The following is a 15,113-nucleotide window of genomic DNA, read 5'->3' as shown; positions in this document are numbered from 1 at the left end:
TGTGAGGCTTCCTTCTTTCATAATCTAATTTTGCAACACTCTTGATATCCTCCACTTCTGGCCTGTGCACTTCCACACTTCGGACATACTAAATATCTAGACTGATTTGTCAACAAACTACCTTTTTGAAAGAGTAAAACTTCTGCTTGTTTAAACGAACGCGAATAATATAACCACATAAAACCAATTATAGCAATAATGCCAAATAATACTCCCATCGCAAGCATTCCAGTCACCTCTTTTGGTTTGTTCTTTCCAGCAAGTGGATTGTTGTATTATTCTCTGTAAATTCAAACAATACCTTCTTTATTCCTATAAATATCAACTTTCTCTATAAGTTTTACAATTCTCTACAAATTTTTACTCCCGTTTTTCAATTCACCATTCCCTTTACACCAACGAATATCACATTCGATATTTCTATATATAAATATATCTTTCAAAAAAATGTTGACTTTCAAAAAAAAACATGTGACAATACTGTCAGAATACTTGAATAAAAATTCATTGACGAGAACGAGTACGTTATAGGACTGTCCCCCAGAGAGTTGGCGATTTGCTGAAAGCCAACGTTCAGTGCGTAGCCGAAAATCATCTCCGAGAAGTAGAACCGAATGTTACAGTAAGTTCTTACCGGCTGTCCCCCGTTACAAGGAACACGTATCATGTTGTACGTTGTAAAGCCGTATACATATAGACTCATTTCTACATGTATAAATTAGGGTGGTATCGCGGGTAAATATAACTCGTCCCTTTCTTTAGGGACGAGTTTTTTGTGTTCTTACAAATGAATTTAAAAAAGGAGGAAAAACAATGAACACTGTATCAAAAAAACATATTTTTTTCACGGGTCTTATGCTATTTTCTTTATTTTTTGGGGCAGGTAATTTAATTTTCCCTCCCATGCTTGGACAAAATGCAGGTGAAAACTTTTGGCCGGCAATGATTGGATTTTTACTAACAGGAGTCGGTTTACCATTATTAACTGTTATTGCAATTTCTTTATCAGGAAACGGCATGCAACAACTCGCAAGTCATGTTCACCCATTATTCGGAATTTTCTTTACTGTAGTTGTATACATCGCAATCGGTCCTTCTATGGGAATTCCACGCGTTGCAAATGTCGCTTATGAAATGGGTGTTAGTTCTTTCTTACCGGAAACAATTCGCTCTAGTAACCTAGCTCTATTTTTATACACGGTCATCTTCTTCGCTATCGTATTTTGGCTTAGTTTAAATCCATCTAAACTTGTCGATCGCATCGGAAATATTTTAACACCTATTTTATTACTCTCTATTTTCTTACTATTTGTTAAAAGTGTATTTACACCACTCGGGCAATCAGGACCAGCGATGCAAGAGTATCAAACTTCTCCAATATTCAAAGGCTTTATGGAAGGATACTTAACGATGGATACCATTTCTGCGCTTGCATTTGGAATTATCGTTGTAAATGCCATTCGCTCTAAAGGTGTGAGTGATCGTAAATCCATTGCCATCGCAACAGCGAAAGCAGGACTTATTGCCGCTACTGGTCTCGTACTTGTATATGGTGCACTTGGCTGGCTCGGTGCAACTAGCGTCTCGCTCGGATATGCACAAAATGGCGGACAATTACTTACTGTTATCGTACAGCAATTATTCGGTCCATACGGTTTACTTCTATTATCTCTAATCGTTACACTCGCTTGTCTAACGACTTGTGTTGGACTTGTATCTGCGTGTAGTCAATATTTCTCAACATTATTGACTAAATTTTCATACAAAATGTTCGCGATTATTATTTGTGCGTTAGGATTATTAGTTGCCAACTTAGGTTTAACGAAAATTATTGCCATCTCTGTTCCAATTCTACTTGTTGTATATCCAGTTGCAATTGTACTCGTTCTACTATCGTTACTTCATAAATATTTCGGTGGATATCGATCTGTTTATGTAGGTGCTTTAATTGGAGCAGCAATCGTAAGCGTATTTGACGGATTAAAACAAGGTGGCATTTCAGTTTCATTTATCACACCATATTTTGAATTTATCCCTTTATATAATGAAGGAATTGGCTGGCTAATACCAGCATTAGCCGGGGCTATTATCGGTCTTACAATCGCTAAGTTAAGCGGTGCGAAAAAAGTTCCCTTAATAACCGATTCTCGCGAAGTAAAAGCATCCTAAAAAAACTCCCGCAAGGGAGTTTTTTTACATCTGATAAGCAGTATGATTAAAACTACTTATTTTATACGCTTTCGTATAATAGTCGATATTTGTATCCACTGTTTCTACTTTGACAACATCGTAGCAATCTTCTTGCTTTACTAAAAATAAATAGTACTCTTCTGTCGCCTCAACAATTGCAATTTTATCTGTTTCAACATTATATTGTTCACAAAGCGCTTGTAATGCGTTCACATAATCCCCTAATTTTTTAGACTTATCCATGCCAAATATCGTTTGAACTAACATACACTCTCTCCCCTTTGTATGTACTGTTAACAGTTTAATGATAACGCTTACATTTATTAACGTCAATAAAAAAATTTGGCGTAAACTAATAATCAGTGGGATAGCCCCCCACTGATTAAAGTTTCACTTTATCATTTCGTCAATTGATGTCTAAACGCATAAATAACCGCCTGTGTCCGGTCACTGACATTTAGCTTATTTAAAATATTACTCACATGTGTCTTTACTGTTTTGAGGGCAATAAACAATTCATCTGCAATCTCTTGATTACTTTTCCCCTCTGCAATTAATAACAAAATTTCAGACTCTCTTTCTGTTAACTCCTCGTGCAAAGGTTGTTCTTTCTTCTGACGCATACGAGACATCATTTTACCAGTAACTTTTGGCTCTAATACCGTTTCTCCATCATAAGTAGCCCGTACAGCGTCTGCTATATCACTTGCTCTTGATGTTTTTAATAAATAACTTGTCGCTCCAGCCTCAATAACAGGGTACAATTTCTCATCATCTAAAAAGCTCGTTACAACTACAATTTTCGCTTCTGGCCATTCCTGAATAATAGCACGTGTTGCTTCAACCCCATCCATCTCGTCCATGACAAGATCCATCAAAATAATATCTGGTCTTAATTGCAGTGCTAACTCTGAACCTTTTCTTCCATTTTCAGCTTCTCCAACTACTTCGATATCTGGCTGCGTTGATAAATATGCTGATACACCCATTCGAACCATTTCATGATCATCGACAAGTAACACTTTTATCATGATTCTCCCCCTCTCTCAATCATAATCGGTACTTTTACTTCTATTTGCGTCCCTTTAGCCGGGAAACTAAGTACTTTTAATGTCCCACCAATTTCATGAACACGCTCTTGCATTGATCTTAAACCATATGAACCAGCCTTATTCACTCCGACTTCAAATCCAACGCCATCATCAATAATTTTTAGAATTGCATATTGATCAATTTTCCGAAGACGCACTTCCGTTTTCTTCGCTTTCGCATGTCGTAAAGTATTGGATAAAGCTTCTTGCACAATACGAAATAAATGGTCTTCTACACCTTTTTTCAATTCTATTGGCTCGATTAGCCATTCAATTTTCATATGTTGCTTTCGCGATAATTCCGTTAATAATTCCTCTATACCTTGTGTCAGTTTCTTACCTTCTAATTGTACAGGCCGTAAATGAAGAAGCAATGCTCTCATTTCTGATTGTGCATTTACAACCATATTTTCAACGAGTTGCAACTGCTTTTGCGTCGTTTCTGGAATTTCAGCCACTTGTTCATTAATAGCCGACATCATCATCGACATTGCAAAAAGCTGCTGACTTACAGAATCATGCAGCTCTCTCGCCAATCGATGCCTTTCTTGGGATATCGCTTCTTGTCTCATCTCTTCATTCCAATGAGCTCGTTCATTCGTTACTTTTTGAAAGAGTCCAGCTTGCTCCTCTAATCGACGAGCAAGGCCTATTACTTTTCGTTCTACTTCATGAAATTCATCATCTGCAGTAAACGAAACATCGCTCGGAAAATTCCCTCGCTCTACTTCAAATAGAAAAGTATTTAATCCTTGTATACGCTGCTCTATATAGTAACCGATTGCATATCCTACAATTCCCCCGATAAGTAAACTTGTAGTCATAATAAACAAGCCAATTGGAACAGAAGCGATGGATTCCTTCCATAATAAATCGTACACTTGTTGCTCACTTTTCCATACATATACAATTGTACAAATGAGTGCAATACTAACAGAAGACAACATAGAATAACGAATATACATCCACGAAATATTTTTTTGTTTCTTCATTATACTTTCCTCACTTCCGTATCGCCTACGACAAGCGAAGAAATAATTTTAATACGACGAGGAGCTTCTTTATACTGCTCTGTTCTAAATGTAACATTGCGATTAAATCCTGTCTCTTCATGTCCTGGCAGGAGCACACGTCCGACAATAACAGAATGATTTAAAGACAGTTCAATATCATATGGCACATATAAACGAATATTACCAACTACACCTCGGATAACAATTACCGTTTCTCCTTCTGGAATCATAGCAGTTGTTAAATCTATTTCCACATCACAAGCACCATATTGAACATTAATATCCTCAAGTTCATAAATATGATCCATCATTCGTATATTCCCTACAAACATATTTTTTAAATATGGTTCTGTACGATATATTTGCTTCTCTTCGTCTATAATCCCTTTTTCTTTAATTTCAACCTTCATTGCTTTTTGCTGATGTCCTTGTTGAATCAGTTGATAACCAATTAAAGCTAAACAAGCAAATACGACAAGAACAAATGCTGCTGATGAAAATAAGAAGAATAGAAATACGATACCACCAACAAATAAAAATACATTTCCCCGTACGTAACGATTCTTCTTACGATAATGCCTTCCAAACATAAGCATAATAAATGCAAAAATGAGACCACCTGGTTCAAAATGTCCAAGTATCATATCAAGAAAAAGACCGAATCCAAATATGATGAGGAGCATCCCCATTAATTGTGTTTTTGAAAATTGTTTCTTCATTTCAGCTCCCCCCTTCTTGTTACATATACATAGAAGAAAAGGCATTGCTTTCCAACACCTTTTCTCCTATCACTATATCATAAGCCTGTTTTATAATATACTACTATTATTTTGTTAACTCTTTCGTTAACGATACATCATTCTTCTCTTTCATTTCACGCTCAAGCTTTGCAATTTTCATATCAAATGTGTCACGTTCATGCTCCTCATTTATACGAGATTCTAAGTCGCGAATATGATCGTCAATTTCTTCAAAGCGTAAGAACGGATTATTTTCATCCATTTTATGCATCGCTGTATTCATACGACGATTTGCATGTGCCATATTTTCACGTGCCATTAATTCCATACGTTTTGCGTGCATTTCTTTTAATTTATTTTTCATCTCAGCAAGACGACGCTCTAACTCATCAATTTGCTCTACAACACCTGCATACATTTCTTCTAATCGAGTTACTTGCCCTTCATAATACGCTACTTCTTCTAACGCACGCTCATGTAGTTGTAATTCGCCTGCTTCTTGAGCGACGATCGCTTGCTTTGATCTTTTATTAACGAAATAACGTGCTTGCTCAAGCTCACGAGCGAAATTAGATTTTAATGTTTTGTGGCGCTCAATTAACTTCTCAATTTTTGTTATTTCACGCTCACTATCGCGTAAATATTGGTTTAACATCGCGATTGGATTTTTTCTTTCTTTCTCATCTAACACATTATGAAAATCTGCTAAAATTGCATCGCGTACACGTCCGAATAAAGATTGTTTCATTATAATCTTCCTCTCTTCTACTTTATCAATTTGATTTGGTTTTTATTAATTTTTTATTAATTTTTTATTAGTTTTTCATTAACTTGTTCCACTCATCTTCAAAGTTGCTATATGGTTTAGAACTTTCTGGTGCAGAATCAACAACTACATTTTTTTCTTTTTTCCACTCACGGTATCCGTAGTATAAAACTACTAATGCTGCGATACCGATTAATGCTGGGGAATGAGAAAGGGCGATGGACAAGCCAATCAAACCAACAATACCCCAAGCTAACTTTCCAAAAAATGATTGTGCTCGCACAAATGATTTATAGCTCCAGTACACAACTCCTGCTCCAATTGCGAATCCTATAATACCAGCAAGACTGCCAAGAGCAATTAAAGCTAAAATACCAGCCGCGATAAACGCTAGAAATTGTTTCATCTTGTGCTTGCCTCCCTTCGATTTGATACTCTTATCTTAACTATTTTTTCACTTTTCCATAACGAGCTTAAGAACCGTTTTCAACTCAGACTTAAGACTGAGTTGCATTCAGCCTTTTGTAAAAATATGCGGTAGGGATAGGATGATTCACTCTTTTATCGCACATAAAAAGCCGTACAGAGAACATTCTCTATACGGCTTTCGTTACTATTCATAAACTTCATTTTAAATTATGCTGTTTTGTGATACTCTTTCTTTCCCGCTACTTTAGAAAACTTCGGGAAACCAATTAATATAGAAATAATTCCACATACTCCAACTAAAATCGGATAAAACGCATATGGTAACAATTCAATCGGAGATAACGCCGCAAATCCTGCTGCCGTTAACATTTGCGCACCATACGGAATTAATCCTTGCACACAGCATGAGAAAAGATCTAATACACTCGCTGATTTACGAGGATCAATTTCATATTGATCTGCAATGTTTTTCGCAAGCGGACCTGTAAAGATAATAGAAATCGTATTATTTGCTGTACACATATTCGTCATACTCACTAAGCCAGCGATACCGAACTCTGCTCCTTTTTTTGAACGAATGTTACGCGTTAAAATATTCATTAAATATTGAATGCCACCATTATATTGAATCAGTTCGACCATACCGCCAATTAAAATAGCAAGTAATACTAACTCCATCATACCGCCCATTCCAGCCGTTACACTTTTAAAGAAACTCTCTAATGTGTAACTCCCATCTAAAAGACCGATAACGCCAGATAGTACAGTTCCACCAGTTAACACAATAAGTACATTCCAACCAAGTAATGCTGTAATAAGTACTCCTGCATACGGTAAAATCTTTATCCAGTCAAAGCTATGCGCTTTAATCTGCGTGTCGCTTCCTAAAGTAACGATTACTAATAGTACAATTGTAATAATAGCTGCTGGTAATACAATTAAAAAGTTCGTTTTAAACTTATCTTTCATTTCCGTTCCTTGTGAACGTACAGCTGCGATTGTTGTATCTGAAATAAATGATAAATTATCACCAAACATCGCCCCGCCAACAACAGTAGCCATCGTAAGTGCAATTGAGATATCAGTTTGTCCACTAATACCTACAGCAATTGGTGCTAATGCAGCAATTGTTCCCATTGAAGTTCCCATCGCTAATGAAATAAATGCCCCTATAACAAAAATTCCAGCTACAATAAATCCTTGCGGTAAAATGGATAACGCTAAATTAACTGTAGAATCAACGCCACCCATCCCTTTTGCTGTTTCAGAAAACGCTCCTGCAAGTACAAAAATCAGAACCATAATCATAATATCCGGGTTCCCTGCACCTTTAGCGAATCGTTCTACTTTTACATTAAAACTTTCTTTACGATTCATTGCTAAAGCGACTCCTACAGCAATTGAAATTGCTACAAGTATCGGCAATTTATAGAAATCACCTGTAATAATTCCAGAACCAATAAATAGCGCCAAAAATATCCCAAGTGGTAATAAAGCCAAACCATTTCCTCTCGTTTCTTTCAAAGTACCATCTCTCCCTAGTTTCAACCTTTTTCTAATGAATAACAAAAGACCTCTTCCAATGAGAAGAGGTCTTATACATCTATAAGAAACACTCTTCTCATCTTTCAAGCACATGCTTGCTGGATTTGGCACAGCACTCTGAAATCGAGTCCGCTGCCGAGGCATCGTAGGGCCAGTCCCTCCGCCTCTCTTTATAAGAAGGTTTCATATTTATTTTTTAATAATAATTTCTTCCCTAACTTTACTCGCTTACAAAACAAAAGTCAATTATTTTTTGTATAGATTTTTTTGGTAATTATACAAAAATTTGAATACAACAATCATTTTAACTTTTTGATTTCTTTTTCCAATATTGAAATCCAATAAAATTCACTCTTTTTTATTGCAGCTATTATCCATTTCGTAGTGTACCAAGCTAGCTCATACTCTTCTTTTGTAACATCGCCACTTTTATAAGCATCCTCTAGCTCATCTTCATCCAATACATACATCTTACCATTCGGTAATAACACTACATCTAAATATAAATCATCAAAATACGGTAAACCACGGTCGTCTATTTCATATTCTTTCGCCACATCGATATAATATTGCACTAATTTTTTCTGACCATCTAACATAGCTGTAATCGCAAAGTTTTTCCCGTTTATGAAATATTGAATCCACGTATACTGATCCGCTGCAATACAAAGTTCTTCACCAGCATATTCTTTACAACTAGGTTCTCTCACCTTTTTTATTTCCAGTATTCCTAGCATTCCCTCTTCTACTTGCTTAACCCTATAATTTTTCTCTATTAGTCGCTTCCACGAAGAACCGTCACCATACTTACGTTTCATTACGTCCGCTTCCCTTCTATATAGAAAAGCTCCCACATATTATGTGAGAGCTTGTTCAAATTATAATTAAGCTGCTTGCTTATTAGAAATTTCTTTCAAATAAGCTTGTCCTTTTTCAGCGTCATACTGACCTTCCCACTTAGACATAACTACAGCTGCTAAAGAGTTACCTACAACGTTAACTGCTGTACGAGCCATATCTAAAATACGGTCAATACCAGCGATGAAGGCTAAACCTTCAGGTGGAATACCTACTGTACCAAGTGTCGCTAATAATACAACGAATGATACGCCTGGTACACCTGCGATACCTTTTGATGTAACCATTAATACGAGTAATAATGTAATTTGTTGTGTAATAGATAAATCAATACCGTACATTTGTGCTAAGAAAATAGCCGCAATTGCTTGATATAAAGTTGATCCATCTAAGTTAAATGAATAACCTGTCGGAATAACGAAAGATGTAATTGCTTTCGGACAACCGAACTTCTCCATTTTCTCCATGATTTTCGGTAAAACTGTTTCTGAACTCGCTGTAGAATATGCTAAGATCAGCTCGTCTTTTAAAATCTTAAAGAATTGGAAAATGTTAATTCCAAATATTTTCGCTGTAAGTCCTAAGACAACTACGACGAAGAAGATCATTGCTCCATATACGACAATTAGTAATTTCCCTAATGGAATTAATGAAGCTAGACCGAATGTAGAAACTGTAACACCAATTAGCGCAAACACACCAAATGGTGCAAATTTCATAACCTGGTTCGTTACGTAAAACATTGCATCAGCTACACCTTGGAAAAATTGAAGAACCGGTCTTCCTCTTTCACCAATTGCTGCTACACCTAAACCAAATAATACAGAGAAGAAGATAATAGCAAGCATATCTCCGTCAGCTAATGACTTCATAATGTTCGTTGGAACAATATTTACAAATGTATCTGCAAATGAATGACTTTGCACTTGCTCTGTCGTATGTGTATATTTCGAAATATCTGTCTTTGTTAACTGCTCCATATTTACGCCTTTTCCTGGTTGGAAAATATTCGCAATTAATAGACCGACAATAATTGCAATTGTTGTAATAATTTCAAAATAAAGAATTGTTTTTCCGCCTAGTCGGCCCAGTTTTTTTACATCACCAACACCAGCAACCCCAACAACAATACTTGCTACAACAATTGGTACAACGATCATTTTAATTAATCGGATGAAAATATCACCAATTGGTTGTAAATATTTCACAACCGCTGGATTATCAAAGAAAATCGCCCCAACTGCAATACCAAGCGCAAGTCCTATTAATATTTGCCATGCAAGTCCTATTCTTTTCATATTTGTTGTAACCCCCTCTTCGATGTGTCACTCTATCTCTCATTCTATATCTATAAAACTTGAAATTAAGAGTATTACATATTATTCGACAATTCACTACATTTTGTCCCTGTTAAAAATCATAAATCAAAATTTAAAATCTGACAACAAAATAAGTTTGCCCGAATGCAAATAATTTTCTTGACAAAAACAAAACCCATGTCAGAAAACCTCACATGAGAACGATTCCTTATCAGTGTTTTATTGGATTCCTATCTACTATTTTACTATATAAAACAAATATTATTTCCCTTTATTTTACAATAAAATCCAAAAAATACATCCTTGTTGAACGAATAAAAAAGCGCATCCAACATGACAATTATCATTAAAAAATGATAAATTCCGACAAAACTTAGCAATTTTATAAAATTTTCTTTACATTATGGTTACAACGATAGACACTCTTCTTCTTATGATATATAACATTCATAGGGAAAGGAGCCAGACAACCATGAAAAAGAAATTTGCAGCGTTTAGTGTTTTAGCAGCAGGAACACTTTTTGTTTCTCCGTTACTTTCACCCGTATACGCTGAAACGAATCAAGATAAATTATCTAATATTCAATCTGAATTAGAAGGAAAACAAAATGACTTACAAAATAAATCAGCTGAGAAAGAACAAATAGAAAAAGAAATTCAAGAATTACAAAAGAAAATTGATGACTTAACTACTTCTATTAATAAAAACGAAGCTGAATTAAACGATACAAAAAAAGAAATTAGTAAAACACAACAAATAATTACTGAAAAAAAGAAACATATAGAGCAATTACAAACAAACATAGATACGCGTCAGGAAGTTATTAAACAACGTTTACAATCTATGCAAGAAAAACCTCGTACAAACATCATTACAGAGGTATTAACAAATTCTACAAACATTGCTGATCTTGTTGATAATATGTACTCTGTAAGTTTAATTTTAAACAATGATACAGATATTGTGAAAAAACAAACAAATGACCAAAATGCTGTGGCGAAAGAAAAAGAGGCTGTTGAGAAAAAAGAGCAACAACTGAAAGAATCCGAGCAAAAATTAGAACAAAAACAGCAAGAATTACAAAATAACCAACAACAGCAGCAAACCTTTATTAGCGATCTACATACGAAAGTAGCAAAAGTAGATTCAGAGATTGAAGGATTAGAAGAATCTAAAGGCATTTTAGAAAATCAGCGTCAAGCTGTTCAAAAAGCAATTGAAGAAGAAAAACGTGCCGAAGAGGCTCGTAAAGCTGAAGAAGCTCGCAAGGCGGAAGAAGCTCGTAAACAAGCTACTACATCTGCTCAAACAGCTCAAGCAGCTCCAACACCACACGATACAAATATTGGTGGGTTTATTAAGCCAGCAGCTGGATCAAAAACTTCTGGGTTTGGCGCGCGCTCTATAGATAACCATAAGGGAATCGATATCGCAGCTTCAGGAACCGTTCCAATTATTGCCGCTGCTGATGGCGTTGTTATCCGCTCGGAATTATCATCTAGTTACGGAAACGTTGTGTACTTATCTCACCGTATAAACGGAAAAACATATACGACAGTATATGCTCATATGAGTAGCCGTTCTGTATCAAATGGACAAACCGTAAAACAAGGCACTCAACTTGGATTTATGGGGAACACTGGCCAATCATATGGACAACATTTACACTTCGAACTTCACCTTGGAGAATGGAATGTCGGCAAGACAAATGCAGTTGATCCATCTCCTTATATCGGATTATAAAAAAACTCGGTGCATACCGAGTTTTTTTATTTCCACTTCACACACTATAGGCATTCCACATAGACTACAACTACATGCCTATATTTTATGAGGTGAATCATATGAATACACAATTACAACAAAAAATAGAAGAAGCTAGAGAAACTTACATTGGCCGAATATTTACATTTGGCGGCTCAGCATTATTTTTAATTGGATCATTTATCGCAGTCGTCACAGCCTATAAAGCGTATAATCGTTTATTAAATACACCTACTACATAATAAAACGACGGAGATTTCTCCGTCGTTTTATTATGCAAACATTTTAAATACGCCTATCGCATTTAAAAATACAATAATTACAGTTACTGGAATAACATAACGAAGCAAGAAGAACCAAATATTAAATAATGTTTTCCCTTTCGTTTCCGTAACTTCTAATTCTTTCATTAACATCTCTTTACTCATTTTATTTGGTACGAATAGCGAAATGGCTAGTACTCCGAGCGGCAGTAATACATTACTTACCGAAAAATCGACGAAATCAAAGAATGTCTTACCAAATATTTTCACATCACTCATAATTCCAAACGATAATGCTGACGGGATTCCAACTGCAAAAATAAGAATACCAATTAATAATGATGCTGACGGACGCTTCTTCTCATTACCTTTCGCAACAGATGCTACTACAATTTCAAGCATTGAAATTGCTGATGTTAAAGTCGCAAAGAAGAATAAAATTAAAAACATAACAAAGAAAAATTGTCCAAATGGTATTTTTGCAAATACTGCCGGAAGGACGATAAACAGTAATCCTGGCCCTTCAGTCGGCTTAACGCCTAATGCGAAAATCGCTGGGAAAATTGCTAATCCTGCAAGTACTGTAACAAAAACAGTTAAACTTACAATAGATGTTGCTGATTTCGCTAAATGTTCTTCTTTCTTCAAGTACGAACTATACGTGACCATTACTGAGGCACCTACTGTTAGTGAGAAGAACGATTGTCCCATCGCGTATAAAATCGTATCTGCTGTCAGCTTTGAGAAATCTGGTTTTAAGAAGAACTCTACCCCAGCCATAGCACCATCAAGTGTTAACGCACGAATAATGATAGCAATAAATAAAATGAATAATAGCGGCATCATATACTTACTTGCTTTTTCTATTCCTTTCTCGACACCTTTACTTACAACAAAAATAGTGCAAAGCATGAAGATAAATTGCGCTCCAATCGCGCTTACTGGATTTGAAATCGTTTCACCAAACAATTTCCCGTAATCAACAACACCATTCCAGAAGCTTCCTGTAATACTATAGTATAAATACAGTAAAATCCATCCACCTACAACACTATAAAAAGAGAGTACACTAAAACAAGTTACAACTCCCATACGACCAATCCAAGGATATACTTTACTATTTGGTACTAGTACTTTATAAGCTGTAACCGCCTCTTTTTGAGTGCTACGTCCAATAACAAACTCCGCTAATAGTAAAGGCATACCTATAAATAAAGTTAATAGTAAAAATACAAGGAAGAATGCGCCTCCCCCACCATTACCTGCAACATATGGAAATTTCCATATGGCACCAAGACCTACTGCGGCTCCGGCTGCTGCGAGTACAAAGCCTATTTTCGACGTCCATTGCTGTGTTTCTTTCATCATAAATTCTCCTTTTCTGAATATTAAAACTTTTATTAATTATACACTTTCATTTCATACTCGCACACCTCCTTTAGAAAATAAAAAAGTCCCCTACACGCAAATATGCATGTAGAGGACGATATATGTAATGTAAATACCGTGGTACCACCTCAATTGGATTGATAAATCCCACTTGTTCAAGTACAGGAAAACTCCGATACTCTATCCTTTTAACGGCGGAACCCGGGTTGCCTACTACAATGTTCAACATACCTCTCGCAAGCCCATTCTGTATATTTTATCGTACCGGGCTCCCACCTTACCCCAGCTCTCTGAACGTATCAAATATACATACTCTTCTTGCTCATCGATTTCATTTATTGAAGTTACTTGTGATTATAAATTATATTTTTATAGTTGTAAAGTACAATTTATTCATTATCCTATATGAACTCTTCTCTCTAATTCTTGTAAAAACAATTCTCTTTTTTGTTCATTTTGAACATATATCGACTTTAATACTTCTTGCAACAATGTATTTCTCTCTCTTTTCTCTATTTGTAATTCTTTCACTTTTATTCTAACTTCGTATAAAAAATCAAGATACGATTCATACGCCTCATCATATTTATTTGCGATATCATCACGGATTTTTTTTGCCAGTTTCGGACTTGCTCCTCCAGTAGAAACAGCCACATTCAGTAATCCACGATGAATCGCCGCCGGAAAATGAACATTGCCACTTTCCGGGTTCGTAATAACATTTACTAATTGATTCTCTGTGCTATCTTCAGCAATTTGTTCATTTAATACGGCATCACTACTCGCTGCAACAACTAAAAAAGCACCTTGAATATCATTTTTTTCATACTCCCTTTGATACCAACGAATTTGCTTTTCTTCCACTAGTTTCACTAAATTCGCATCCAATTCAGGACTTATCACAATTATATCCGCACCTTGTTTTAGTAAAGGAATAATTTTAAATCCCGCGACTTTCCCTCCACCAATGACAACAACACGTTTCTTCTCAACTCGCACTGTAAGTGGATACATATTGATCTCCCTTCAATAATTTCTTCGTTTTCTGAATTAACATATATTGAAATGCTTCATTCTTTCCTAAATACGGACTTATTTTTATCTCATCCAACTCATATTGGCGCACTTCTTTTTCAATATGTTTCATAAGTAAACCTGTAAATAATAAGTAAGGCAGTACAACGATATTCTTTTCTTTTCGTTCAACAACTTCCTTTAACTTCTCCTCAAATTTCGGCTCGGCAGCCGCTAAATAACAAACCTCTACTTTTTTAATTTTCTCTTCATGTTGAAATAAAGAAGCAATCCAGTTTATATCTCTTAATACTTCAGGATCACTACTCCCTCTTGCAACGAGAAGTAGCGTCACTTCATTCTTATCTTCCTGTTCAATGCCACTTCCGCTATACACCGATTTCACAAGTGTTTCTGATACACCAAACGGGTTACCGTAGTTCACTTTAACATTCGAAAATTGATTATTTAACTTTTCCAATTCAAACGGTATATCTTTTTTCACATGACCTGCCGCTAATAAAAAAACTGGAATAACAATAATCTCTGTAGCACCACGCTTCACACATGTACGGAACCCTTCATCAATCGTTGGACTCGCTAACTCTAAAAAACAAACTTCTTGAATACTTGCCTCTACACGGTTCATGCATGACGTAATAAATGCAACCGCTTCTTCTTTAGCTGCTTTCAAACGACTTCCATGGCATATATATAAGATGGCTTTCATT

Annotated in this window: 16 protein-coding genes, 1 riboswitch and 2 other annotated features; of the genes, 3 read left to right on the top strand and 13 right to left on the bottom strand. The window is 35.7% G+C overall.

Translation table 11 applies throughout. The annotated features are described in order from the left end of the window. Positions 1-17: 17 nt before the first annotated feature. Complete coding sequence (locus JDS82_RS03640) at positions 18-227, bottom strand: hypothetical protein (RefSeq protein ID WP_000880630.1); 210 nt, start codon at positions 225-227, stop codon at positions 18-20. A 271-nt stretch (positions 228-498) separates the two neighbouring features. After that, positions 499-757, top strand: a binding site (T-box leader). Positions 758-813: 56 nt separating this feature from the next. Between JDS82_RS03640 and brnQ3 the strand changes: the two genes are divergently transcribed. Further along, positions 814-2,169 (top strand): branched-chain amino acid transport system II carrier protein BrnQ3, encoded by a 1,356-nt coding sequence (gene brnQ3, locus JDS82_RS03635; protein WP_048561370.1) that lies wholly within the window; start codon positions 814-816, stop codon positions 2,167-2,169. A gap of 24 nt (positions 2,170-2,193) precedes the next feature. Here the strand turns inward: brnQ3 and JDS82_RS03630 are convergent, their stop codons facing one another. The 9 genes from JDS82_RS03630 to gltP form a co-directional block, all read right to left on the bottom strand. Further along, positions 2,194-2,532 (bottom strand): DUF3992 domain-containing protein, encoded by a 339-nt coding sequence (locus JDS82_RS03630; RefSeq protein WP_199712850.1) that lies wholly within the window; start codon positions 2,530-2,532, stop codon positions 2,194-2,196. Positions 2,533-2,588: 56 nt separating this feature from the next. Further along, a complete protein-coding gene (locus tag JDS82_RS03625) occupies positions 2,589-3,221 on the bottom strand; it encodes a response regulator (RefSeq protein WP_000598709.1) in 633 nt (210 codons plus the stop codon). Further along, positions 3,218-4,273 carry a sensor histidine kinase gene (locus tag JDS82_RS03620; RefSeq protein WP_000744324.1) on the bottom strand — a complete coding sequence of 352 codons (1,056 nt, stop codon included), beginning with the start codon at positions 4,271-4,273 and terminating at the stop codon, positions 3,218-3,220. Before JDS82_RS03620 ends, JDS82_RS03625 begins: the two co-directional genes overlap by 4 nt. Further along, the gene (gene liaF / locus JDS82_RS03615; protein ID WP_075308724.1) at positions 4,273-5,013 is read right to left on the bottom strand and encodes a cell wall-active antibiotics response protein LiaF; all 741 of its coding nucleotides are present in this window, start codon (positions 5,011-5,013) and stop codon (positions 4,273-4,275) included. The genes JDS82_RS03620 and liaF overlap by 1 nt, the downstream gene beginning before the upstream one ends. Before the next feature lie 106 nt (positions 5,014-5,119). Next, positions 5,120-5,782 (bottom strand): PspA/IM30 family protein, encoded by a 663-nt coding sequence (locus JDS82_RS03610; RefSeq protein ID WP_199712720.1) that lies wholly within the window; start codon positions 5,780-5,782, stop codon positions 5,120-5,122. A 67-nt stretch (positions 5,783-5,849) separates the two neighbouring features. After that, positions 5,850-6,206 (bottom strand): lmo0954 family membrane protein, encoded by a 357-nt coding sequence (locus JDS82_RS03605; protein WP_000808634.1) that lies wholly within the window; start codon positions 6,204-6,206, stop codon positions 5,850-5,852. Positions 6,207-6,436: 230 nt separating this feature from the next. Continuing rightward, on the bottom strand, positions 6,437-7,753 hold the full coding sequence (locus tag JDS82_RS03600; RefSeq protein WP_000665482.1) for a Na+/H+ antiporter NhaC family protein: 1,317 nt from the start codon (positions 7,751-7,753) through the stop codon (positions 6,437-6,439). 94 nt (positions 7,754-7,847) lie between these two features. Continuing rightward, positions 7,848-7,953: riboswitch (SAM riboswitch) on the bottom strand. 120 nt (positions 7,954-8,073) lie between these two features. After that, positions 8,074-8,592 carry a ribonuclease FAU-1 family protein gene (locus tag JDS82_RS03595; protein ID WP_199712718.1) on the bottom strand — a complete coding sequence of 173 codons (519 nt, stop codon included), beginning with the start codon at positions 8,590-8,592 and terminating at the stop codon, positions 8,074-8,076. Between the two features lie 66 nt (positions 8,593-8,658). Beyond that, on the bottom strand, positions 8,659-9,930 hold the full coding sequence (gltP, locus tag JDS82_RS03590) for a glutamate/aspartate:proton symporter GltP (RefSeq protein WP_199712710.1): 1,272 nt from the start codon (positions 9,928-9,930) through the stop codon (positions 8,659-8,661). A gap of 493 nt (positions 9,931-10,423) precedes the next feature. On the opposite strand from gltP, the gene JDS82_RS03585 reads away from it, so the two are divergent. Together JDS82_RS03585 and JDS82_RS03580 are read left to right on the top strand one after the other, a co-directional pair. After that, a complete protein-coding gene (locus JDS82_RS03585; protein WP_098057978.1) occupies positions 10,424-11,695 on the top strand; it encodes a murein hydrolase activator EnvC family protein in 1,272 nt (423 codons plus the stop codon). 101 nt (positions 11,696-11,796) lie between these two features. Further along, entirely contained in the window at positions 11,797-11,958 is a 162-nt protein-coding gene (locus JDS82_RS03580) for a hypothetical protein (protein ID WP_165502242.1), read from the top strand. A gap of 30 nt (positions 11,959-11,988) precedes the next feature. Here the strand turns inward: JDS82_RS03580 and JDS82_RS03575 are convergent, their stop codons facing one another. From JDS82_RS03575 to JDS82_RS03565, 3 genes are all read right to left on the bottom strand, one after another. Next, positions 11,989-13,344, bottom strand: coding sequence for a sodium-dependent transporter (locus JDS82_RS03575; RefSeq protein ID WP_048561376.1), 1,356 nt, complete (start codon positions 13,342-13,344; stop codon positions 11,989-11,991). 111 nt (positions 13,345-13,455) lie between these two features. Further along, positions 13,456-13,703, bottom strand: a binding site (T-box leader). A gap of 61 nt (positions 13,704-13,764) precedes the next feature. After that, positions 13,765-14,382, bottom strand: coding sequence for an NAD(P)-binding protein (locus tag JDS82_RS03570; RefSeq protein ID WP_048561377.1), 618 nt, complete (start codon positions 14,380-14,382; stop codon positions 13,765-13,767). After that, entirely contained in the window at positions 14,357-15,112 is a 756-nt protein-coding gene (locus JDS82_RS03565) for a sirohydrochlorin chelatase (protein WP_074651075.1), read from the bottom strand. Before JDS82_RS03565 ends, JDS82_RS03570 begins: the two co-directional genes overlap by 26 nt. Position 15,113 lies beyond the last annotated feature (1 nt).

Origin of the sequence: Bacillus cereus group sp. N14 (genome assembly GCF_016483555.1) — a bacterium.
GTDB classification, from domain to species: Bacteria; Bacillota; Bacilli; order Bacillales; family Bacillaceae_G; genus Bacillus_A; species Bacillus_A wiedmannii.
The sequence above is the reverse complement of the archived record's forward strand: the minus strand, read 5'-3'. Positions and strand labels throughout refer to the sequence as shown.

Coding starts and splice junctions, on each gene's coding strand:
- JDS82_RS03565 (WP_074651075.1), bottom strand. CDS start 15,112: ATGAAAGCCATCTTATATATATGCCATGGAAGTCGTTTGAAAGCAGCT.
- liaF (WP_075308724.1), bottom strand. CDS start 5,013: ATGAAGAAACAATTTTCAAAAACACAATTAATGGGGATGCTCCTCATC.
- JDS82_RS03595 (WP_199712718.1), bottom strand. CDS start 8,592: ATGAAACGTAAGTATGGTGACGGTTCTTCGTGGAAGCGACTAATAGAG.
- JDS82_RS03585 (WP_098057978.1), top strand. CDS start 10,424: ATGAAAAAGAAATTTGCAGCGTTTAGTGTTTTAGCAGCAGGAACACTT.
- gltP (WP_199712710.1), bottom strand. CDS start 9,930: ATGAAAAGAATAGGACTTGCATGGCAAATATTAATAGGACTTGCGCTT.
- JDS82_RS03625 (WP_000598709.1), bottom strand. CDS start 3,221: ATGATAAAAGTGTTACTTGTCGATGATCATGAAATGGTTCGAATGGGT.
- JDS82_RS03620 (WP_000744324.1), bottom strand. CDS start 4,273: ATGAAGAAACAAAAAAATATTTCGTGGATGTATATTCGTTATTCTATG.
- JDS82_RS03580 (WP_165502242.1), top strand. CDS start 11,797: ATGAATACACAATTACAACAAAAAATAGAAGAAGCTAGAGAAACTTAC.
- JDS82_RS03610 (WP_199712720.1), bottom strand. CDS start 5,782: ATGAAACAATCTTTATTCGGACGTGTACGCGATGCAATTTTAGCAGAT.
- JDS82_RS03605 (WP_000808634.1), bottom strand. CDS start 6,206: ATGAAACAATTTCTAGCGTTTATCGCGGCTGGTATTTTAGCTTTAATT.
- JDS82_RS03575 (WP_048561376.1), bottom strand. CDS start 13,344: ATGAAAGAAACACAGCAATGGACGTCGAAAATAGGCTTTGTACTCGCA.
- JDS82_RS03570 (WP_048561377.1), bottom strand. CDS start 14,382: ATGTATCCACTTACAGTGCGAGTTGAGAAGAAACGTGTTGTTGTCATT.
- JDS82_RS03640 (WP_000880630.1), bottom strand. CDS start 227: ATGCTTGCGATGGGAGTATTATTTGGCATTATTGCTATAATTGGTTTT.
- brnQ3 (WP_048561370.1), top strand. CDS start 814: ATGAACACTGTATCAAAAAAACATATTTTTTTCACGGGTCTTATGCTA.